At 65.3% G+C, this 20,190-nt stretch carries 20 protein-coding genes; 15 read left to right on the top strand and 5 right to left on the bottom strand.

What is annotated here, in order from left to right:
* Positions 1–69: 69 nt before the first annotated feature.
* Together ACWV8V_RS14000 and ACWV8V_RS14005 are read left to right on the top strand one after the other, a co-directional pair.
* Positions 70–1,035, top strand: coding sequence for a helix-turn-helix transcriptional regulator (locus ACWV8V_RS14000; protein ID WP_121040104.1), 966 nt, complete (start codon positions 70–72; stop codon positions 1,033–1,035).
* Positions 1,036–1,148: 113 nt separating this feature from the next.
* Positions 1,149–1,943 carry a MetQ/NlpA family ABC transporter substrate-binding protein gene (locus tag ACWV8V_RS14005; RefSeq protein WP_121040102.1) on the top strand — a complete coding sequence of 265 codons (795 nt, stop codon included), beginning with the start codon at positions 1,149–1,151 and terminating at the stop codon, positions 1,941–1,943.
* A 72-nt stretch (positions 1,944–2,015) separates the two neighbouring features.
* Here ACWV8V_RS14005 and glpK read toward each other — a convergent pair whose 3' ends face one another.
* The 3 genes from glpK to ACWV8V_RS14020 all read right to left on the bottom strand — a co-directional run bounded on the left by glpK (position 2,016) and on the right by ACWV8V_RS14020 (position 5,838).
* Positions 2,016–3,515, bottom strand: coding sequence for a glycerol kinase GlpK (gene glpK / locus ACWV8V_RS14010; protein ID WP_455900017.1), 1,500 nt, complete (start codon positions 3,513–3,515; stop codon positions 2,016–2,018).
* 48 nt (positions 3,516–3,563) lie between these two features.
* Positions 3,564–5,057: a glycerol-3-phosphate dehydrogenase gene (glpD, locus tag ACWV8V_RS14015; protein ID WP_259259000.1), complete on the bottom strand. Its 1,494-nt coding sequence runs from the start codon at positions 5,055–5,057 to the stop codon at positions 3,564–3,566.
* A 148-nt stretch (positions 5,058–5,205) separates the two neighbouring features.
* The gene (locus tag ACWV8V_RS14020; protein ID WP_019183623.1) at positions 5,206–5,838 is read right to left on the bottom strand and encodes an OmpW/AlkL family protein; all 633 of its coding nucleotides are present in this window, start codon (positions 5,836–5,838) and stop codon (positions 5,206–5,208) included.
* A 192-nt stretch (positions 5,839–6,030) separates the two neighbouring features.
* On the opposite strand from ACWV8V_RS14020, the gene ACWV8V_RS14025 reads away from it, so the two are divergent.
* The 4 genes from ACWV8V_RS14025 (at position 6,031) to lpdA (ending at position 10,635) form a co-directional block, all read left to right on the top strand.
* Positions 6,031–6,552, top strand: coding sequence for a DNA-deoxyinosine glycosylase (locus tag ACWV8V_RS14025; RefSeq protein ID WP_346467800.1), 522 nt, complete (start codon positions 6,031–6,033; stop codon positions 6,550–6,552).
* A gap of 200 nt (positions 6,553–6,752) precedes the next feature.
* Positions 6,753–8,156: a dihydrolipoyllysine-residue acetyltransferase gene (gene aceF, locus ACWV8V_RS14030; RefSeq protein WP_455900018.1), complete on the top strand. Its 1,404-nt coding sequence runs from the start codon at positions 6,753–6,755 to the stop codon at positions 8,154–8,156.
* The gene (locus tag ACWV8V_RS14035; RefSeq protein ID WP_429000474.1) at positions 8,153–8,800 is read left to right on the top strand and encodes a hypothetical protein; all 648 of its coding nucleotides are present in this window, start codon (positions 8,153–8,155) and stop codon (positions 8,798–8,800) included. Before aceF ends, ACWV8V_RS14035 begins: the two co-directional genes overlap by 4 nt.
* 17 nt (positions 8,801–8,817) lie before the next feature.
* Positions 8,818–10,635 carry a dihydrolipoyl dehydrogenase gene (gene lpdA / locus ACWV8V_RS14040; RefSeq protein ID WP_455900019.1) on the top strand — a complete coding sequence of 606 codons (1,818 nt, stop codon included), beginning with the start codon at positions 8,818–8,820 and terminating at the stop codon, positions 10,633–10,635.
* 488 nt (positions 10,636–11,123) lie between these two features.
* On the opposite strand, the gene ACWV8V_RS14045 is transcribed toward lpdA, so the two are convergent.
* Positions 11,124–11,942 carry a porin family protein gene (locus tag ACWV8V_RS14045; RefSeq protein ID WP_259259005.1) on the bottom strand — a complete coding sequence of 273 codons (819 nt, stop codon included), beginning with the start codon at positions 11,940–11,942 and terminating at the stop codon, positions 11,124–11,126.
* 538 nt (positions 11,943–12,480) lie between these two features.
* Here ACWV8V_RS14045 and ACWV8V_RS14050 point away from each other — a divergent pair.
* The 9 genes from ACWV8V_RS14050 (at position 12,481) to ACWV8V_RS14090 (ending at position 19,669) form a co-directional block, all read left to right on the top strand.
* A complete protein-coding gene (locus ACWV8V_RS14050; RefSeq protein ID WP_184997288.1) occupies positions 12,481–12,849 on the top strand; it encodes a hypothetical protein in 369 nt (122 codons plus the stop codon).
* 31 nt (positions 12,850–12,880) lie between these two features.
* Entirely contained in the window at positions 12,881–13,675 is a 795-nt protein-coding gene (gene atpB, locus ACWV8V_RS14055) for a F0F1 ATP synthase subunit A (RefSeq protein WP_123730105.1), read from the top strand.
* A 67-nt stretch (positions 13,676–13,742) separates the two neighbouring features.
* Entirely contained in the window at positions 13,743–14,045 is a 303-nt protein-coding gene (gene atpE, locus ACWV8V_RS14060; RefSeq protein WP_017354883.1) for a F0F1 ATP synthase subunit C, read from the top strand.
* A 111-nt stretch (positions 14,046–14,156) separates the two neighbouring features.
* Positions 14,157–14,627, top strand: a complete 471-nt coding sequence (locus ACWV8V_RS14065; RefSeq protein ID WP_123730106.1) for a F0F1 ATP synthase subunit B — start codon at positions 14,157–14,159, stop codon at positions 14,625–14,627.
* A 3-nt stretch (positions 14,628–14,630) separates the two neighbouring features.
* On the top strand, positions 14,631–15,158 hold the full coding sequence (locus ACWV8V_RS14070) for a F0F1 ATP synthase subunit delta (RefSeq protein WP_259259006.1): 528 nt from the start codon (positions 14,631–14,633) through the stop codon (positions 15,156–15,158).
* A gap of 44 nt (positions 15,159–15,202) precedes the next feature.
* Complete coding sequence (atpA, locus tag ACWV8V_RS14075; protein ID WP_123730108.1) at positions 15,203–16,750, top strand: F0F1 ATP synthase subunit alpha; 1,548 nt, start codon at positions 15,203–15,205, stop codon at positions 16,748–16,750.
* Between the two features lie 76 nt (positions 16,751–16,826).
* The gene (gene atpG, locus ACWV8V_RS14080; RefSeq protein ID WP_123730109.1) at positions 16,827–17,690 is read left to right on the top strand and encodes a F0F1 ATP synthase subunit gamma; all 864 of its coding nucleotides are present in this window, start codon (positions 16,827–16,829) and stop codon (positions 17,688–17,690) included.
* Between the two features lie 37 nt (positions 17,691–17,727).
* Entirely contained in the window at positions 17,728–19,134 is a 1,407-nt protein-coding gene (atpD, locus tag ACWV8V_RS14085) for a F0F1 ATP synthase subunit beta (protein ID WP_121040078.1), read from the top strand.
* 112 nt (positions 19,135–19,246) lie between these two features.
* On the top strand, positions 19,247–19,669 hold the full coding sequence (locus ACWV8V_RS14090) for a F0F1 ATP synthase subunit epsilon (protein WP_005411127.1): 423 nt from the start codon (positions 19,247–19,249) through the stop codon (positions 19,667–19,669).
* 84 nt (positions 19,670–19,753) lie between these two features.
* Here ACWV8V_RS14090 and ACWV8V_RS14095 read toward each other — a convergent pair whose 3' ends face one another.
* Positions 19,754–20,137 (bottom strand): GtrA family protein, encoded by a 384-nt coding sequence (locus ACWV8V_RS14095; RefSeq protein WP_259259010.1) that lies wholly within the window; start codon positions 20,135–20,137, stop codon positions 19,754–19,756.
* Positions 20,138–20,190: the final 53 nt, after the last annotated feature.

The raw sequence follows: 20,190 nt of genomic DNA on the forward strand, positions 1-20,190 counted from the left end.
GGGGCCCCACGATAGCCGAAGATGCAGCCGAAGCCGCCACAACGACGGCGACTCGGACATAATCGGGTCATGGACCGATATGAACGCATCAACGCCCTGCATCGCCTGCTCAAGTCCGCCCGTTACCCGGTAACGGTGGCGGCCCTGCAGGAAAAACTGGAGTGTTCCCGCGCGACTGTCTACCGCGACCTGGCCTTCCTGCGCGATGCGCTGATGGCGCCGGTGGAAGGCGACGGCGAGGCGGGCTTCCGCTACCAGGCCGACGAGAGCGACCGCTTCGAGCTGCCGGGCCTGTGGCTCAGCTCGGAAGAACTGCACGCGCTGCTGGCCTCCCAGCACCTGCTCTCGCGCACGGGGGGCGGCGTGCTGTCCTCGGTGCTGGCCCCGCTGCAGCAGCGCATCGAAGGCCTGCTGGCCGCACAGGCCGGCGTCTCGACCTGGCCAGTTGATCGGGTGCGGGTGATTCCGCACCGCGGCCGCAAGTTCGATGAAGCCAGCTTCCGCGCCGTCGCCTCGGCGGTACTGGAGCGCAAGCAGCTGGCCTTCGAGTACCGGGCCCGCTCCACCGATGAGGCCACCCAGCGCACCGTGTCGCCGCAGCGCATGACCCACTACCGCGACAACTGGTACCTGGATGCGTGGGATCACGGTCGCGAAGGCCTGCGCAGTTTCGCGGTGGACCGCATCTACAAGGCACGCGTGATCGATACCACCGCGCGCGATGTGGATGAGACCGAGCTGGACGAACAGCTGGGCGCCAGCTACGGCATCTTCTCCGGGCCGCCCAAGGGCTGGGCCACCATCGTGTTCAGTGCCAAGGCTGCGCGCTGGGTGGCCGATGAGCACTGGCATTCCAAGCAGCAGGGCCGCTTCCTGCCCGATGGCCGCTATGAGTTGAAACTGCCTTACAGCGTCTCGCGCGAACTGCTGATGGACGTGCTGCACTACGGCTCGGACGCGGAAATCGTGGAGCCGGTGATGCTGCGCGAACAGGCCAAGGCGCTGCTGGCGCTGGCGCTGACCAGTTACGAGTAAGCCGGCCGGGCCGGCATCGGCTCATGCCGTGGGGTCATATGCCCCGGATTCCGCAAGGGCCGGGGCGTGCGGTATCGTGGGGCGTTGCTGCCCTTATGGATCCCGCTGCCCCCATGAAAAAGTACCTGCTGCTCCCGTTGCTTGCCGCTTCGCTGGCTCTGGCCGCCTGCGGCAAGCCGGCCAATGATTCCAAGAAGCTGGTGGTCGCCGCCACCGCGGTGCCGCACGCCGAGATCCTCGCCGTGGTCAAGCCGATCCTGGAAAAGGAAGGCCTGACCCTGGACGTGCGCGTGTTCAACGACTACGTGCAGCCCAACGACCAGCTGGTCCAGAAGCAGGTCGACGTGAACTACTTCCAGACCGAGCCCTATCTGGACGCCTACAACCGTGACCGCAAGACCGACCTGGTCAAGGTGATCGGCGTGCATATCGAGCCCTTCGGTGCGTACTCGCGGCGTTTCAAATCACTGGATGCGCTGCCCAACGGTGCCGACGTGGTGATCCCCAACGACCCGAGCAACAACAGTCGCGCGCTGATCCTGCTGCACAAGGCCGGCGTGATCACGCTCAAGGACCCGACCAATGCGTTGGCGACCCAGCGCGACATCATCGCCAACCCGAAGCAGCTCAAGTTCCGCGAGCTGGATTCGGCGATGCTGCCGCGCGTGCTGGACCAGGTGGATCTGGCCCTGATCAACACCAATTACGCGCTGGATGCCGGGCTCAACCCGACCCAGGATGCACTGGCGATCGAAAGCAAGGATTCACCGTACGTGAACTTCCTCGTCGCGCGCCCGGACAACAAGGACGATGCCCGCGTGCAGCAGCTGGCCAAGGCCCTGACCGGTCCGGAAGTGAAAGCCTTCATCGCCGAGAAGTACAAGGGCGCGGTCCTCCCGGCATTCTGACCGGCACCCACGGTAGAGCCACGCCATGCGTGGCTGGCCGCGCCCGCGCGGCAATGATCGCCGACGCGGGCGTCACCCCACGCGGAACCCCATCGTCGCCTCCACCGCCTGCTGCCAGCCGGCGTACAGCGCCTCGCGTTGATCCACCGGCATCTGCGGGGTGAAGCGGCGGTCCACCGCCCATTGCTCGGCGATCTCCGCCCGGCTGCGCCAGAAACCGGTGGCCAGCCCGGCCAGATAGGCCGCGCCCAGCGCGGTGGTTTCGGCCACCTGCGGGCGCAGCACCGGCACGCCCAGGATGTCGCTCTGGAACTGCGCCATGAAGTCGTTGGCGATCGCGCCACCATCGGCGCGCAGCTCCCTCAGTTCGATCCCCGCGTCGGCCTGCATCGCCGCCAGTACGTCGCGGGTCTGGTACGCCATCGATTCCACCGCCGCGCGGATGAAGTGCTCCTTGGTGGTGCCGCGGGTCAGCCCGAACATCGCGCCGCGCACATCGCTGCGCCAGTACGGCGCCCCAAGCCCCACGAACGCGGGCACCAGGTACACGCCGCCATTGTCCGCGGCACGCTCGGCGTAGGCTTGGCAATCGCTGGACTTGCCGAACATGCGCAGCCCGTCGCGCAGCCATTGCACCACCGAGCCGGCGACGAAGATCGAGCCCTCCAGTGCGTACTCCACACGTCCATCAATGCCCCACGCGATGGTGGTCAGCAGGCCGTTGTCGGAGCTCACTGCCTTCTCGCCGGTGTTCATCAGCATGAAACAGCCGGTGCCGTAGGTGTTCTTGGCCATGCCCGGTTCGAAGCAGGCCTGACCGAACAGCGCGGCCTGCTGGTCGCCGGCGATGCCGGCAATGGGCAGGTGCTGATCGAAGAAGAACTGCGCCTGGGTGGTGGCATACACCTCGCTGGAACTGCGCACCTGCGGCAGCATCGCACGCGGGATGTTGAACAGGGCCAGCAGTTCATCGTCCCACTGCAATGCATGGATATCGAACAGCAGCGTGCGGGCGGCATTGGTGACATCGGTGACGTGCGCCTGGCCGCCACTGAGGTTCCAGATCAACCAACTGTCGATGGTGCCGAACAGAAGCTCGCCGCGCTCGGCGCGTGCCTGCGCACCCTCCACGTGATCGAGGATCCAGCGGATCTTCGTCGCCGAAAAATAGGCATCGATCAACAGCCCGGTCTTGCGCCGGATCAGCGGCTCGTGGCCATCGGCCTTGAGCTGTTCGCAGATCGCATGGCTCTGCCGCGACTGCCACACCACGGCGTTGTGGATCGGCTGGCCGGTGGCCTTGTCCCAGACCACCGTGGTCTCGCGCTGGTTGGTGATGCCGATGCCGGCGATCGTGCGCGGGTCCACCTGGTAGCGGTTCAACAGCTCGGTGATCGTGGTGTAGACGCTGGTCAGGATCTCGCGCGGGTCATGCTCGACCCAGCCCGGCTGCGGGAAGATCTGGGTGAACTCGCGTTGCGCGCTGCCGGCGATGCGCCCGGCACGATCAAACAGGATGGCGCGCGAACTGGTCGTGCCCTGGTCGATGGCGAGCACGTAGTGCTTGTCCATGGTCTGCTCCGTGGAAATCGATGCCGTGAGGCGTAACAGGCGTACAGCCTACGGCATCGAAACACGCGCCTGCAGGGTGGCGGCCAATGCCTCTCGCTGTGCCGCGTCCACGCGCAAGCCCAGGTGGCTGCGGCGCCACAGCACGTCGTCAGCGGTGCGGGCCCATTCGTGCGCGATGAGGTAGTCCAGCTCGCGGTCGTAGAGGCCGCCGCCGTGGTCCTGGCCCAATGCGTCGAGTGTCTGTGCGCCGGCGAGCAGTCCGACCGCACGGGTGCCATAGCTGCTGGCCAGGCGCTGCAGCAGGACAGGGGGCAGGCGAGGGTGGTCACGCTGCAGCGCCCCGGCCACTTCAGCGGCCGTGCCGCCATCGCCCCCCGGCAACGGCGGTCCACCGGCGGTCCACGCCGCGCCCATCTCCGGCAGTGAGGGGGAGAGCCGCCCCAGCGCTTCTTCGGCCAGTGCGCGGTAGGTGGTGAGCTTGCCGCCCAGCACGCTCAGCAGCGGCGCGCCGGCCGTATCCAGTTCCAGCCGGTAGTCGCGCGTGACCCGCGATGCATCGCGGTGATGATCGGCCAACAAGGGGCGCACCCCGCTGTAGCGCCAGACGATGTCCTCGGCGCGTACCGGAACGCGCACAAACCGGTTCACCGCCTCGAGCAGATAGGTCTGTTCGTCGGCGCGGGGCTGCACCTGCGCCGGGTCGCCGTCGTAGTCGGTATCGGTGGTGCCGATCAGGGTGAAGTCCTGTTCGAACGGAATCGCGAACACCACCCGCTGGTCGGGTTGCTGGAACAGGTACGCACTGTCATGGGCGAACAGGCGCGGCACCACCAGGTGGCTGCCCTGCACCAGTCGCACTCCCAACGGAGCATCGAGTCCGGCCCGTTCCAGCACGGCACCGGCCCACGGCCCACTGGCATTGACCACGCAGCGGGCGCGGATGCGCTGCACGTCGCCGTTGGCGGTGCGCAGTACGGCCCACCAGTGATCGTGGTGGCGGATCAATTGTTCGCAGCGGGTGCGTGTGCGGATGTCGGCGCCGCGCTCATGCGCATCGAGCGCGTTGAGCACCACCAGCCGGGCATCGTTGACGCGTGCATCGGCGTAGGTGAAGCCGGTCCGGTAGGCGGGCTGCAATCCAGCGCCGCTCGGATCGCGCTGCAGGTCGATGCGCTGCGAGCGCGGAAAATGGGGATTGGCATGGCCAAGGTGGTCGTAGAGCCACAGGCCCGTGCGCAGCATCCACGCCGGGCGCAGATGGCGCGCATGCGGCAGCACGAAGCGGGTCGGGGCGATCAGATGCGGTGCAAGCTGGCGCAGCGTTTCGCGCTCGTTGAGCGCCTTGCGTACCAGCGCGAACTCGCCCTGCTGCAGGTAGCGCAGGCCGCCATGGATCAGCTTGGTGCTGGCGCTGGAAGTGTGCGCGGCCAGGTCATCCTGCTCGCACAGGCAGACCGACAGGCCGCGTCCTGCTGCGTCGCGGGTGATGCCAGCGCCGTTGATGCCCCCGCCCACCACCAGCACGTCGAAGGATTCGCTCATCGGCTCCCCGGGGCGGACCGGTCGGGTCCATCGTCACCCCAGTGTCGGCGACCGGCCGGCAACGCCCGATGAAAGTGGCGGTCCCCACAACGACAACGGGCCCGCGAGGGGCCCGTTGTGCGTACTGCGTGGAAGCGCAGCGGCGTGCTTAGAAGCGCGCGCCGATGCCGAAGCCCACGGTCCACGGATCCAGCTTGGCCTTGTCGCCGGTGCCTTCACCGTTGACGGTCAGCTCCGGGCGCGAATGCATGTAGCGGGCATCGGCACGGGCGAACCAGGTGCTGTTGATGTTCATGTCCACGCCGACGGTGCCGATCGCGCCCTTGGCGGTCTTCACGCCGATGTGGCCGATGTCGCTGGCGAGGTCTTCATTGCTGAAGTTGGACTCGTAGTAACCGGCGCCCACGAACGGACGGAACACGTTGTCGGCCTGGCCGAAGTGGTACTGGCCGCTCAGCGCGATCGGCTGCTGCTCGACCGTGCCCAGGCGGGCGCCATCGGTGCCGCGCACGCGGTGATCGAACTTGTCGGCTGCGCCCCACAGTTCCACGGCCCAGTTGTCGTTGATGTAGTAGCTGAAGCTCAGGGTCGGGGCCGGGCCGCCGTCCACCTTGCGCACGCCATCGAGCGGATCGTTCTTCGGCTGCAGCAGCGAGACGCCGCCGACGACGGCGAAGTGCTTGCCAGAAGCGGTATCAACAGTGCTGTCCTGCGCGAAAGCAGCCGGCGCAAAAGCAAGAGCAGTCAGGGTAGCCAGGGTCAGGGTACGGATGGAGCGCATGGGGGAATCTCCTCAGGATGTTTTTGTTCTGGGCCCCGGTGTTGTGGGGCGAGGCAACCGTAGTCCCCGCAATATGAATCGCATCCGACGCACGTTAAAATTTAGTTGTTTCCATTCAGCGATCAGTGCGAAACCGCTGCATTTACGGGCGATGATGCGATGCCTGACATTCATTCATCTGGTGATGGTGTGATGGAAACCACAACGTGCATCGGCTTCCCTGCGCAGCTGAACGTCGACTGCCGCGTGCTGGTACTCGGCTCGATGCCGGGTGTCGCATCGCTGCAGGCGGCGCAGTACTACGCCCATCCGCGCAATCGTTTCTGGCCGCTGATGGGCGTGCTGTGCGGGATCGACGCGGCGCTTCCTTATCCGGATCGCGTGCGCGCGTTGAACGCGCGCGGTGTGGGCGTGTGGGATGTGATCGGGCAGTGCGAGCGACGCGGCAGCCTGGATGCGTCGATCGTGCGCGGCAGTGAAGTGCCCAATGCGCTTGGGGTACTGATCGACGGACTGCCTGCGCTGCGCGCGATCGCCTGCAATGGGGGCACCGCCTACCGCGCGTTCCAGCGTTTCATCCTGCCCACGCGGGTCGGCGCGGCGCGCGAGGTGACGGTCTGGTCGCTGCCTTCCACCAGCCCGGCCAACGCGGCCTGGCCGTTGACCCGGCTGGTGGAGGCGTGGCAACCGCTGGCCGATGCCATCCGGCGCTGAGGCGGGGACAGCGGCGGACAATACGGTACCGACTGGAAAATTCCGCTTTGCACTGTGCCAAGCCCAATCCGGCCAAAGCAGATGACTGCAACAGCCTGTCCCGGGACAGCGGCGCTGAAAATTCGCCAAGCTGGTTGGCGCTGGCGCGCGAAGCCCCCACAATAGGCGATTCCCTACACCAGATTGCCGGAGTTTTCCCCATGGCCGAAATCAAGGAAGCACTTGTCCCCGATATCGGTGACTACAGCGATATCCCGGTAATCGAGGTGCTGGTCGCCGTTGGAGATACCGTCAAGAAAGACCAGGGTCTGGTGACGCTGGAATCGGACAAGGCCACGATGGAAGTGCCGTCCTCGGTGGCCGGTATCGTCAAGGAAATCAAGGTCAAGATCGGCGACAACCTCTCCGAGGGCAAGCTCGTGGCCCTGATCGAAGTCAGCGAAGCCGCCGCCGCGCCGGCCGCTGCTGCTGCCCCGGCCCCCGCTGCCAAGGCCGAAGCCGCCGAGACCGGGACCAAGGTCGAGCCGGTCGCTGCCCCGGCCGAGCCGGACAAGCTGGCCGCCCGTGATATCGAACAGTCCGCCGCCAAGCCGCCCCAGCCGGCCCCGGCCGCCGCTGCCCCGTCGGGTGGCTCGCCGACCAGCCCGCCGGTGGCCTTCAACGCCGACAGCGTGCTGCCGCAGAAGGTCCCCTACGCTTCGCCGGCCGTGCGCGTGTTCGCCCGCGAGCTGGGCGTGGACCTGAACCAGCTGAGCGGCACCGAGAAGGGTGGCCGCATCACCAAGTCCGACGTGCAGAAGTTCGTGAAGTCGGCCCTGGCCGGCGGCGGCGCTGCCACCGGCGGTACCGTGGCGGCCGGTGGCGGTCTGAACCTGCTGCCGTGGCCGAAGGTCGACTTCAGCAAGTTCGGTGAGGTCGAGGTCCAGCCGCTGTCGCGGATCAAGAAGATCTCCGGCGCGAACCTGGCCCGCAACTGGGCGATGATTCCGCATGTCACCCAGTTCGAGCAGGCCGACATCACCGAGCTGGAAGCCCTGCGCGTGGCGCTGAACAAGGAAAACGAGAAGGCCGGCATCAAGCTGACCATGCTCGCCTTCCTGGTCAAGGCCAGTGCTGCGGCGCTGAAGAAGTTCCCGGAGTTCAACGCCTCGCTGGATGCCAGCGGCGAGAACCTGACCCTGAAGAAGTACTTCAACATCGGTTTCGCGGCCGATACGCCGAGCGGCCTGGTCGTGCCGGTGATCCGCGACGTCGACAAGAAGGGTGTGGTGCAGATCGCGCAGGAATCCGGCGAACTGGCCAAGAAGGCCCGCGACGGCAAGCTCGGCCCGGCCGACATGAGCGGTGGCTGCTTCTCGATCAGCTCGCTGGGCGGCATCGGTGGCACCGCGTTCACCCCGATCGTCAATGCACCGGAAGTGGCCATCCTGGGCGTGTCCAAGTCGTCGATCCAGCCGGTCTGGAACGGCAAGGAATTTGCCCCGAAGCTGATGCTGCCGCTGTCGCTGAGCTATGACCACCGCGTCATCGACGGCGCACTGGCCGCCCGCTTCACCACCTACCTCTCGCAGGTGTTGGCCGACATGCGGCGCGTCCTGCTGTGAAGCAGGGCCTGGTCCTGGCCGGGCTGCTGATGGCGCTGCCGATGGCGCAGGCGGGCGCGCGCGAATGCGCGTCCGACCTGGGTCATGGCTGGCCACCGGCGGTCGGCAACTATGGCCAGGCAGTGGAAACCCTGTTCGACGGCAAGGCGCAGCCGGCGCTGTCACTGGTCAGCCTGCCCAAGAGTGGCGTGGAGACCGGCGTGGCGTTGCTGCCCGGTACCCAGGACCAGGAGTGGACCCTGCGCTACAGCCGGGCCGACAAGCGCGTCTACACCTGGAACAGCGGCGCCCGCCAGGGCGGCGTGGAACTGCGTGTGGATCAGGTGCCGGACCAGTACCAGGTCAGCATCCCGGCGCCGTTGGCGCAGCGGTTGCTGCACAGCTGGCAGGCCGCGCTGGCCGCGCAGGTGCCGGGCGACCGCAAGGCGCCGGTGCTGGACGGTGACGTGCTGTCCTTCACCGTGGATGGCCAGCGTTACAGCGGCACCCGGCCGGAGTGCGGCGCGGGCCGGCTGATGATGAAACAGGTGGCGCTGCTGATCGAAGCCAGCGACACCAAGGAAAAGAAGCTCGACCGTCGCTGGAAAGATCTGGACGAGTCGCTCGACGAACTGCAGCAACTGCTCGGCGGCAAGGCCGGCTGAGCACCAGGAGAACACGAATGGCCGCAATTGAAATCAAGGTTCCCGACATCGGCGATTACAGCGGTGTCCCGGTGATCGAACTGCTGGTCGCCGTGGGTGACACGGTGAAGAAGGACCAGGGTCTGGTCACGCTGGAATCGGACAAGGCAACGCTGGAAGTGCCGTCCTCGGCCGCCGGTGTGGTCAAGGAAATCAAGGTCAAGCTCGGCGACAACCTCTCCGAAGGCGACGTCGTGCTGCTGCTGGACGCCGAAGGCGAGGCCGCCGCGCCTGCCGCGCCGGCCAAGGCGGAGGCGCCGAAGGCCGAGGCTGCCCCGCCGGCCAGCAAGCCGCCGGTAACCCCGTCGCACCGCGCCCCGGCCGAACCGGCCGCGCCGCAGCCGGCGCTGTCGTCGGGCAAGCCGGCCGATATCGAGTGCAAGATGGTGGTGCTGGGCGCAGGCCCGGGCGGTTACACCGCCGCCTTCCGCTCGGCCGACCTGGGCGTGGATACCGTGCTGATCGAGCGTTACGCCAGCCTTGGCGGCGTCTGCCTCAACGTGGGCTGCATCCCGTCCAAGGCGCTGCTGCACGCCGCCGCGGTGATCGATGAAGTCGCCCACGCCGGTGAGTTCGGCGTGGAGTTCGGCAAGCCGACCATCACCCTGGACAAGCTGCGCGGCTACAAGGAAAAAGTGGTCACCCAGCTGACCAAGGGCCTGGCCGGCATGGCCAAGCAGCGCAAGGTGCGCACCGTGCAGGGCCTGGCCAGGTTCGTCTCGGCCAACGAGCTGGAGATCGTCGGCGACGACGGCAAGACCCAGCTGCTGCGCTTTGAGCAGTGCATCATCGCCGCCGGTTCGCAGGCGGTGAAGCTGCCGAACTTCCCGTGGGACGACAAGCGCGTCATGGACTCCACCGATGCGCTGGAACTGGCCGACGTGCCGGGTTCGCTGCTGGTGGTCGGTGGCGGCATCATCGGCCTGGAAATGGCGACGGTGTATGCGGCGCTGGGCAGCAAAGTGACCGTGGTCGAGTTCATGGACCAGCTGATGCCGGGCGCCGACAAGGACCTGGTCAAGCCGCTGGCGGACCGCCTGAAGAAGCAGGGCGTCGAGGTCCACCTGAAGACCAAGGCGACCGACGTCAAGGCCGACAAGGCCGGCATCACCGTGTCCTTCGAAGCGGCCGTGGAAGGCGAAAAGCCGGGTCTGGACGCCAGCACCTTCGACCGCGTGCTGGTCGCGGTGGGCCGCTCGCCGAACGGCAAGAAGATCGATGCCGAGAAGGCTGGCGTGCAGGTCACCGACCGTGGCTTCATCCCGGCCGACCGCCAGATGCGCACCAATGTGCCGCACATCTTTGCGATCGGCGACATCGTCGGCAACCCGATGCTGGCCCACAAGGCCACGCACGAGGGCAAGCTGGCCGCGGAAGTGGCCGCCGGCGAAAAGAAGGAGTGGGTGGCGCGCGTGATTCCGTCGGTGGCTTACACCAATCCGGAAATCGCGTGGGTCGGCGTGACCGAAACCGAAGCCAAGGCCAAGGGCCTGAAGGTCGGCGTGGCCAAGTTCCCGTGGGCCGCCAGCGGCCGCGCGATCGGCATCGGTCGCACCGAAGGCTTCACCAAGCTGATCTTCGACGAAGAGACCCACCGCATCGTCGGTGGTGCGATCGTCGGCGTGCATGCCGGTGACCTGCTGGCCGAGATCGGTCTGGCGATCGAGATGGGTGCGGAGGCCGAAGACATCGGCCACACCATCCACGCCCATCCGACGCTGAGCGAATCGGTGGCGATGGCCGCGGAAATCTACGACGGTACGATCACCGATCTGTACATGCCGAAGAAGAAGTAATTGGTCGATCACCGCCCTGGGTGGTGGCTCCGGTTCAACGAAAACCCCGGTGAAAGCCGGGGTTTTTTGTCGCTGAAGCTGAGGCTGGCGAAGCAGCATCTCTTGGCGCCGCTTCGCTGCACAGGCCGGGGCCCGCCGCGGCCGACAGGCCGTTCGCCAAATGTCCTCCGGCATCCGCCTCACGGCGGCTGCCTCCTCCTTGATTTTGCCCAACGGCCTACCGGCCGCGGCGGGCCCCGGCCTGCGCAGCGAGCGCCTGATGCTCTGCTGCGAGCGGCCAGCGTAATTTTCGCCGGGCGGGCATGGATACCCTGTGGGGCGAAATCAAGGAGGAGGTGACGGCCACAGGCCGTCGCCGGGGGACATTCGTCCGACAGGGTATCCGTGCCCGCCACTCGACCAAGCCGCCCTTAAACCCTAAGCGCACAAAAAACGCGGCCCCCGATACACCGGAGGCCGCGCTTGGAGAGAGCGGTGTTGCGAAGGGCTTAGAAGACGAAGCTGACGCCTGCCACCGGACCCTTGAACTCCTGCTTCAGACCAATCGTGCCATCGCTGCCGCTCTGGTCCACGTCCAGCTTGAACCAGTCATAGCCGGCGAACACGCCGAAGTTCTTGGTGAAGCGGTAATCGACGATCGCATTGGCACGGCTCAGATCGCCGTCGTAATCGTCGAAGTTGCCCCACTTGGTGTTCAGGTACTGACCCTGCAGCGTGATCATCCACTTCTCGGACGGATTGAAGCTCAGGCGGGCACCGACCACCGGCGCCACGCCGTCGGCCTTCTCGTCCAGGAACTCGCCCTGATACAGGTCGCCCACGTCGGCGTACGCCTTGGTGCTGACCTTGGCGTACTCGGCACCGAGCTGCAGGCCGAGGTCGAACTTCTCGGTGTCCACGACGGAGTAGTCGTACACCAGGCTGGCGACCTGATACTTCAGCTCACCCTTGATGAAGCTGCCGGCCGGCACGTTGGTATCACCGAAGCTCACGCCCTCATCCAGCGTCTCGCGGCGATCCTTGTCGTACTTGAAGTAGTTGAACAGCAGGCGCTGGCGGTTGCTGATGCGGAACATGCCGTCAATGCGCGGCTCCCATTCCTTGCCACCGAGGCCGAAATCTTCGGAGAAGCCAACGTCCTGGCCCGCGATGTTGGTGTTGCCGCGGATCGTGTTGTCCGAATCGATCTGCATCGCACCCAGACGCAGCGCGAAGCGGTCATCGCCTTCGGCAGCGTGGGACGGAGCGGCATAGGAAAGTGCGGCCAGAGCAACTGGCACGGCAAGCAGGGAGAGCATCGGGCGCATCGGGGGTCCTTGCGGTGGTTCTAGTGATGTGGCGTCACATTGCCCACTGCGACGTCCACCATTCGTGAAGGTATGGTGGAGGCTGTGTGTACCGTTCATGCGCACCGAACAACCGCAGGTCCGCGCACTGGCCGTTTTCGGCTCGAGCCGCCGTTCAGGGCGGGCCCGCTTCACGGGGTTCGTGGTCACGCCGCCCAGCGCCGAAAAAAAGAGGGTGGCCCCGGAGAGGGCTTCGGGGCCACCCTGTACCAGCCCGCTCGCGGGACGCCGACGAGGATTCAACGGCAGGCTCATGGATGAGACCGGGGGGCGTGGCCAAAGTTCAACGTGCTGCACTGCCACATCGGCCCGCTCCTGCGCAAACCGATTGGACCGCAGGTGGCACAGGCGGGCAGGAGGCCCCAACGGCGGGGCCACATCCGGGATGAACAGGCAGCGGTTGTCTCTCAAATTGTCCCATTGCTATAATTTGGCGGCTCGACGAGGCGTTTGCTTGCAGCCTCGGCCTTTCCTACTCACAACCATGCAGGACATTCACGTGCTGAACTCCGTTGACGCGGGTCGGCGACTGATGCTGCGCGCAGCGGTTTACCCGCTGGCTGCAGTGGCTGTCCTGGCTCTTGGCCTGCTGTTCTGGGGAGGCCCGAAGGCCGCCCTGGGGGCGCTGCTCTCTGGTGTGGCAGTCTCGGCAGCCGGTTGGGTTGCTGCGCGCATGGCGCTCGGTGGCGGTGTGCAGGCGGCAGGATCGGCGATGACCCGCCTGATTCTGGCGGTGGTGGCAAAGTGGGTGCTCGTATTCGGCGTCCTGATGGTGGGGTTCCTGGTCTTCAAGCTGCCTGCATTGGCGCTGCTGGCCGGTATCGCCGTCGGGTTGATGTTCCAGGTCCTGGCTCTGGCCAGGCGCTGATCCAATTTATTTAACTCAAGGTTCCGGACACATGGCAGGCGAGGCGCTGACACCCACCTCCTACATCCAACATCACCTGCACAACCTGACGTTCCATATGCAGGAAGGTGGTTTCTGGGCGATTCACGTCGACACCATTGTGACTTCGGTCCTGATGGGTTTGTTGATGGTGTTTGGCTTCTGGATGGCAACCCGCAAGGCGACTGCCGGCGTTCCGGGCAAGTGGCAGGCGTTCGTCGAGATCTGCCTGGAGTTCGTTGACCGTCAGGCCAAGGACACCTACCACGGCACCAGCAAGCTGGTGACCCCGATCGCGATCACGCTGTTCTTCTGGATCCTCATGATGAATCTCATCAAGATGATCCCGGCCGACTTCATCGCCAAGCCGCTTGAGCTGATGGGCGTGCCTTACTGGAAGCCGGTTCCCACCGCCGACGTCAATGCCACTCTGGGCATGTCGATCAGCGTGTTCTTCCTGATGCTGTTCTTCGCGCTGCGTTCCAAGGGCCTGGGTGGCTTCACCAAGGAATTCCTGACCGCGCCGTTCGGCAAGTGGATGATGCCGTTCAACCTGATCCTCAACATCGTCGAATGGCTGAGCAAGCCGATTTCGCTGGCGATGCGACTGTTCGGCAACATGTTCGGCGGCGAGATCGTCTTCCTGCTGATCTGGGTGCTGGGCGGTGCGGGTATCGCCGGTGCCATCGCAGGCGGTGCATTCGGCCTGGGCTGGATGCTGTTCCACCTGCTGGTGATTCCGCTGCAGGCGTTCATCTTCATGATGTTGTCCATCGTGTACCTGAGCCTGTCGGAAGACGCTCACTGAGTTTTCGCTTCACCCTTCATCCGTTTGTTTCTAAACCCTTAGCTATTCAAAGTTCCAGGAGAAAACCATGTACTTCGCCGTCCTGACCAACCTCGCCCAAGTCCAGAGCTCCACCGTCCTCGCCGTCGGCATCATGATCGGCCTGGCCGCGCTGGGTGCCGGTCTCGGTCTGGCCATCATGGCCGGTAAGTTCCTGGAATCGGCTGCCCGTCAGCCGGAACTGATTCCGGTTCTGCAGGTCCGCATGTTCATCACCGCCGGCCTGATCGACGCCGCGTTCATCATCTCGGTCGCCGTCGGCCTGCTGCTGGCCTTCGCCAACCCGATGATCGGCGAGTTCGTTGCACGCCTGCCGCAGGTTGCTGGTTAATCCAGCAACAGCGAAACGATCAGGCGCCTTGTGCGCCTGATCGCGGATGAAGGATCGGATGCGCCGCCACGGCGGCCCATCCACCCCGTCACCCCCGATTGAGCGAACCCCATGGATATCGGTTTTACCCTCGTTGCCCAGGGACTGGCATTTGCCGGTCTGATCTGGATCATCGCGACCAAGATCTGGCCGCCGTTGATGAACGCCATCGAAGAGCGTCAGCAGAAGATCGCTGAAGGCCTCGCCGCTGCTGACCGCAGCCAGAAGGATCTGGCCCAGGCGCAGGAAAAGGTCAACGATGCCCTGAAGGATGCGCGCACCAAGGCCAACGAGATCATCGATCAGGCCCACGCCCGCGCCAACCAGATCGTTGATGCTGCCAAGAACGAAGCCATCGTCGAAGCCACCCGCCAGAAAGATCTGGCCTACGCCGAGATCGAAGCTGCCGCCAACCGTGCCCGTGAAGATCTGCGCAAGCAGGTGTCCGCGCTGGCCGTGAGCGGTGCCGAAAAGCTGCTCAAGCGCGAAATCGACGCCAACGCCCACAAGGCGCTGCTCGACGAGCTGGCATCGGAGATCTGATCGATGAGCCAGGCCCTCACGCTTGCACGCCCGTATGCCCGCGCCGCGTTCGCGACCGCGCGCGACGAAGGCACGTTCGCGCCGTGGTCGGACGCGCTTGCGTTCTCCGCCCACGTAGCTGCCGACCCGCGCGTGGCGGCCCTGCTGTCGAACCCGGAGCTGGAGCGCGACGCCGCCGTCGCGCTGCTGGTGCCGGAATCGTCCAGCGAGACCTTCGGTCGCTTCCTGGCCGTGCTGGCCGACGCGCACCGTCTGCCGCTGCTGCCGGAAATCGCCGGCATGTACGACCAGCTGCGCGCTGAAGCCGAACACGTGGTCAAGGCCACCGTGACCTCGGCCTCGGCACTGTCCGGCGCCGAACTGGACGCCATCAAGGCCGCGCTGCGCAAGCGCTTCGGCCGCGAGGTGGACGTGACGACCGCGGTCGATGCGTCGCTGATCGGCGGTGCCGTGATCGACGCCGGCGATGTGGTCATCGATGGCTCGCTCAAGGGCAAGCTGTCGCGCCTGCAGACCGCGCTCGCTAACTGAATTCATTTAACGTCCGGCGTGACCGCCGGCACTAGGACTTGACGATGGCAACCACGCTCAACCCCTCCGAAATCAGCGAACTGATCAAGAACCGCATCGAGAAGGTCAAGCTGGCCGCGGAATCGCGCAACGAAGGCACCGTGACCAGCGTGTCCGACGGCATCGTGCGCATCTTCGGTCTGGCCGACGTGATGCAGGGCGAAATGATCGAACTGCCGAACAACACCTTCGCCTTGGCCCTGAACCTGGAGCGCGACTCGGTCGGCGCCGTGGTCCTGGGTGATTACCAGAACCTGCGCGAAGGCGACGTGGCCAAGACCACCGGTCGCATCCTGGAAGTGCCGGTGGGTCCGGAAATGCTGGGTCGCGTGGTCAACGCGCTCGGTGAGCCGATCGACGGCAAGGGCCCGATCGCGGCCAAGCTGTCCGCCCCGGTGGAGCGTGTGGCCCCGGGCGTGATCTGGCGCAAGTCCGTCGACCAGCCGGTGCAGACCGGTTACAAGTCGGTCGACTCCATGATCCCGATCGGCCGTGGCCAGCGCGAGCTGGTCATCGGTGACCGCCAGACCGGCAAGACCGCCCTGGCCATCGATGCGGTGATCAACCAGAAGGCAACCGGCATCAAGTGCGTGTACGTCGCGATCGGCCAGAAGGCCTCGACCGTCGCCAACATCGTGCGCAAGCTGGAAGAGAACGGCGCCCTGGCGCACACCGTGGTGGTCGCTGCGACCGCGTCCGAATCGGCCGCGATGCAGTACATCAGCGCCTACTCGGGCTGCACCATGGGTGAGTACTTCATGGACCGCGGCGAAGACGCGCTGATCGTGTACGACGATCTGTCCAAGCAGGCCGTTGCCTACCGCCAGATCTCGCTGCTGCTGAAGCGTCCGCCGGGCCGTGAAGCCTACCCGGGTGACGTGTTCTACCTGCACTCCCGCCTGCTCGAGCGCGCTGCCCGCGTGTCCGAAGAGTATGTGGAGAAGTTCACCAACGGCGCCGTCAAGGGCAAGACCGGCTCGCTCACCGCGCTGCCGATCATCGAAACCCAGGCCGGTGACGTCTCGGCGTTCGTGCCGACCAACGTGATCTCGATCACCGATGGCCAGATCTTCCTGGAAACCGATCTGTTCAACTCCGGCATCCGCCCGGCCGTGAACGCCGGTATCTCGGTGTCGCGCGTCGGTGGTGCGGCCCAGACCAAGATCATCAAGAAGCTGTCCGGCGGCATCCGTATCTCGCTGGCCCAGTACCGCGAGCTGGCTGCCTTCGCGCAGTTCGCCTCGGATCTGGACGAAGCCACCCGCAAGCAGCTCGAGCGCGGTCAGCGCGTCACCGAGCTGATGAAGCAGAAGCAGTACGCGCCGATGTCCATCGCCAATCAGGCGCTGACCATCTACGCCGTCAACGAGGGTTACCTCGACGACGTGCCGGTCAGCAAGCTGCTGGCGCTGGAAGAAGGCCTGCATGCCCACTTCGCCAACACCCAGGGCGAGCTGATCGAAAAGGTCAACGCCACCGGCGGTTGGGACAACGATATCGAGGCTGCCTTCAAGAAGGGCATCACCGAGTTCAAGACCACCGGCAGCTGGTAAGCCGCATGTAGAGCGGGGCTCAGCCCCGCTTCACTGTGACAAAGCGGGGCACCCCTCCGCTCTACGGGAATAAGAGATGGCAAGCGGACGCGAAATCAAAACCAAGATCAAGAGCGTGCAGAACACCCGCAAGGTGACGCGCGCGCTCGAAATGGTCTCGGCCTCCAAAATCCGCAAGGCGCAGGAGCGGATGAAGACGTCGCGTCCGTATGCGCAGGCGATGAAGCAGGTGATCGGTCACCTGGCCCAGGCCAGCACCGATTACCAGCATCCGTTCCTGGTCCAGCGTGACGAGGTCAAGCGGGTCGGTTACATCGTGATCTCCTCCGACCGCGGCCTGGCCGGTGGCCTGAACAACAACCTGTTCCGCAAGATGCTGGGCGAAGTCCGCCAGTACCAGGAAAAGGGCGCCGAGATCGATGTGGTCACCGTCGGCCAGAAGGCCTCGACCTTCTTCCGCCGGGTCAAGGTCAACATGGTCGGCAGCGTCACCCACATGGGCGATGTGCCGCACCTGGAACAGCTGATCGGCGTGATCAAGGTGATGCTCGATGCCTTCACCGAGGGCAAGGTCGACCGCGTGTACCTGGTCTACAACCGCTTCATCAACACGATGACGCAGAAGGCCAGCTTCGATCAGCTGCTGCCGTTGCCGGCCGCTGAGAAGCAGGTCGCGCATCACGACTGGGACTACCTGTACGAACCCGACGCCGCGACCGTGCTCGAGCACGTGATGACGCGTTACGTCGAGTCGTTGGTGTACCAGGCCGTGCTGGAAAACGTGGCCTCCGAGCACGCGGCACGCATGGTGGCGATGAAGTCGGCCAGTGACAACGCGAACAAGCTGATCGGAACCCTGCAGCTGGTCTACAACAAGGCCCGCCAGGCAGCGATCACCCAGGAAATCTCCGAAATCGTCGGCGGCGCGGCAGCAGTCTGACGCGCACAGTCAAAGCACACATTAGAGGATTGCAGCAATGAGTCAGGGCAAGATCGTTCAGATCATCGGCGCCGTCGTCGACGTCGAATTCCCCCGCGAGTCGGTGCCGAAGGTGTACCACGCGCTGAAGGTGGACAACACCGAAATCACGCTGGAAGTGCAGCAGCAGCTGGGTGACGGCGTGGTCCGCTGCATCGCGCTGGGCTCCACCGACGGCCTGAAGCGCAACCTGGTCGCCACCAACACCGAACGCGCCATCTCGGTGCCGGTCGGCGCGGGTACGCTGGGCCGCATCATGGACGTGCTGGGTCGCCCGATCGACGAAGCCGGTCCGGTCACCGCCAGCGACACGTGGGAAATCCATCGTGCCGCGCCGTCGTACGAAGACCAGTCCCCGGCCACCGAGCTGCTGGAAACCGGCATCAAGGTCATCGACCTGATGTGCCCGTTCGCCAAGGGCGGCAAGGTCGGCCTGTTCGGCGGCGCCGGCGTCGGCAAGACCGTCAACATGATGGAACTGATCAACAACATCGCCAAGGCGCACAGCGGTCTGTCCGTGTTCGCCGGCGTGGGTGAGCGTACCCGTGAGGGCAACGACTTCTACCACGAGATGAAGGACTCCAACGTCCTGGACAAGGTCGCGATGGTGTACGGCCAGATGAACGAGCCGCCGGGCAACCGTCTGCGCGTTGCGCTGACCGGCCTGACCATGGCCGAGTACTTCCGCGATGAGAAGGACGAAAACGGCAAGGGCAAGGACGTGCTGCTGTTCGTCGACAACATCTACCGCTACACCCTGGCCGGTACCGAAGTGTCGGCACTGCTGGGCCGTATGCCGTCGGCCGTGGGTTACCAGCCGACCCTGGCCGAGGAAATGGGCGTCCTGCAGGAGCGCATCACCTCGACCAAGAATGGCTCGATCACCTCGATCCAGGCCGTCTACGTGCCCGCCGATGACTTGACCGATCCGTCGCCGGCCACCACGTTCGCCCACTTGGATTCGACCGTGACCCTGTCGCGTTCGATCGCCTCGCTGGGTATCTACCCGGCCGTGGATCCGCTCGACTCGACCAGCCGCCAGATGGATCCGCTGGTCATCGGCCACGAGCATTACGACACCGCCCAGCGCGTCCAGCAGACCTTGCAGAAGTACAAGGAACTGAAGGACATCATCGCCATCCTGGGCATGGACGAACTGTCCGAGGAAGACAAGCAGGCCGTGACCCGCGCCCGCAAGATCGAGCGCTTCTTCAGCCAGCCGTTCCACGTGGCCGAAGTGTTCACCGGTTCGCCGGGCAAGTACGTGTCGCTGAAGGACACCATCCGTGGCTTCAAGGCCATCGTCGATGGCGAATACGACCACCTGCCGGAACAGGCGTTCTACATGGTCGGCAGCATCGAAGAAGCGGTCGAGAAGGCCAAGAAGATGGCCGAGAAGGCCTGATGCGGCAGGGACGGGCTCCGGTCCGTCCCGACCGTGACACGGGGTGGGCGTCTGCCCACCGCTGCGGAACACCTGCGGTGGGTTCAACCCGCCCCCTAGCGAAGAGAGTTACATGAGCACCATTCGTTGCGACATCGTCAGCGCCGAGCAGGAAATCTTCCGTGGTGAAGCGACCCTGGTCGTGGCCACCGGCGAGCTGGGCGAGCTGGGCATCGCGCCCAAGCATGCTCCGCTGATCACCCGCCTGAAGCCGGGCAAGGTGGTAGTGACCACGCCGAACGGCGAACAGCTCGATTTCGCCATCTCTGGCGGCATCCTCGAGGTGCAGCCGCAGGTCGTGACCGTGCTGGCCGACACCGCGATCCGTGCCCAGGACATCGATGAAGCCTCGGTCCGCAAGGCCAAGGAAGAAGCCGAACGCATCCTGGCCAATCGTGGCGAAGCGATGGAAGTGGCCGAAGCCCAGCAGAAGCTGGCCGAAGCCGTGGTCCAGCTGCAGGCGCTCGAACGCCTGCGCAAGACGCTCAAGCACTGAGTGGAGCGGCGCGACGGCGCCATCCACGAAGGGAAAGACGCCGGCTTGCCGGCGTTTTTTTTTGGCCTGCAGGCGGCGGCCGCGTCAGCGGAAGATCAAGGTCCGCATCAGCAGGAACGACACCGCGGCCAGGCCGCCCTCCACCAGCGGTTTGGCCAGCCACGCATAGCGCAGGCCCAGATGCTCGGCGGCCAGCGTCACCAACAGGGTGCTGATGGTCGTCAGCACGGCCCACAGCAGCAGGAAGCGCGCAAACCGCGCCCAGCCCAGCCGATGTGCACCGTCGCGCGCGAACGTGTAGCGACCGTTGAGCCAGAACCCCAGCACCATGCCTGCCACCCGCCCCAGCAGATTGCCTGGCACGATCGGCATGCCCAGTGCGGTCGCGCCGACGAACACCGCCCAATCCAGCACAAGCTGGACAAGACCGATCACGAGGTAGCTGCTGCCTTGGCGGAGGAGGCTCACGGAGGATTCGCGGCGGACAATCCCACATGTTAACGAGCGGCGCACTAGAATTC

The sequence above is a fragment of the Stenotrophomonas sp. Ker107b genome (genome assembly GCF_053847245.1).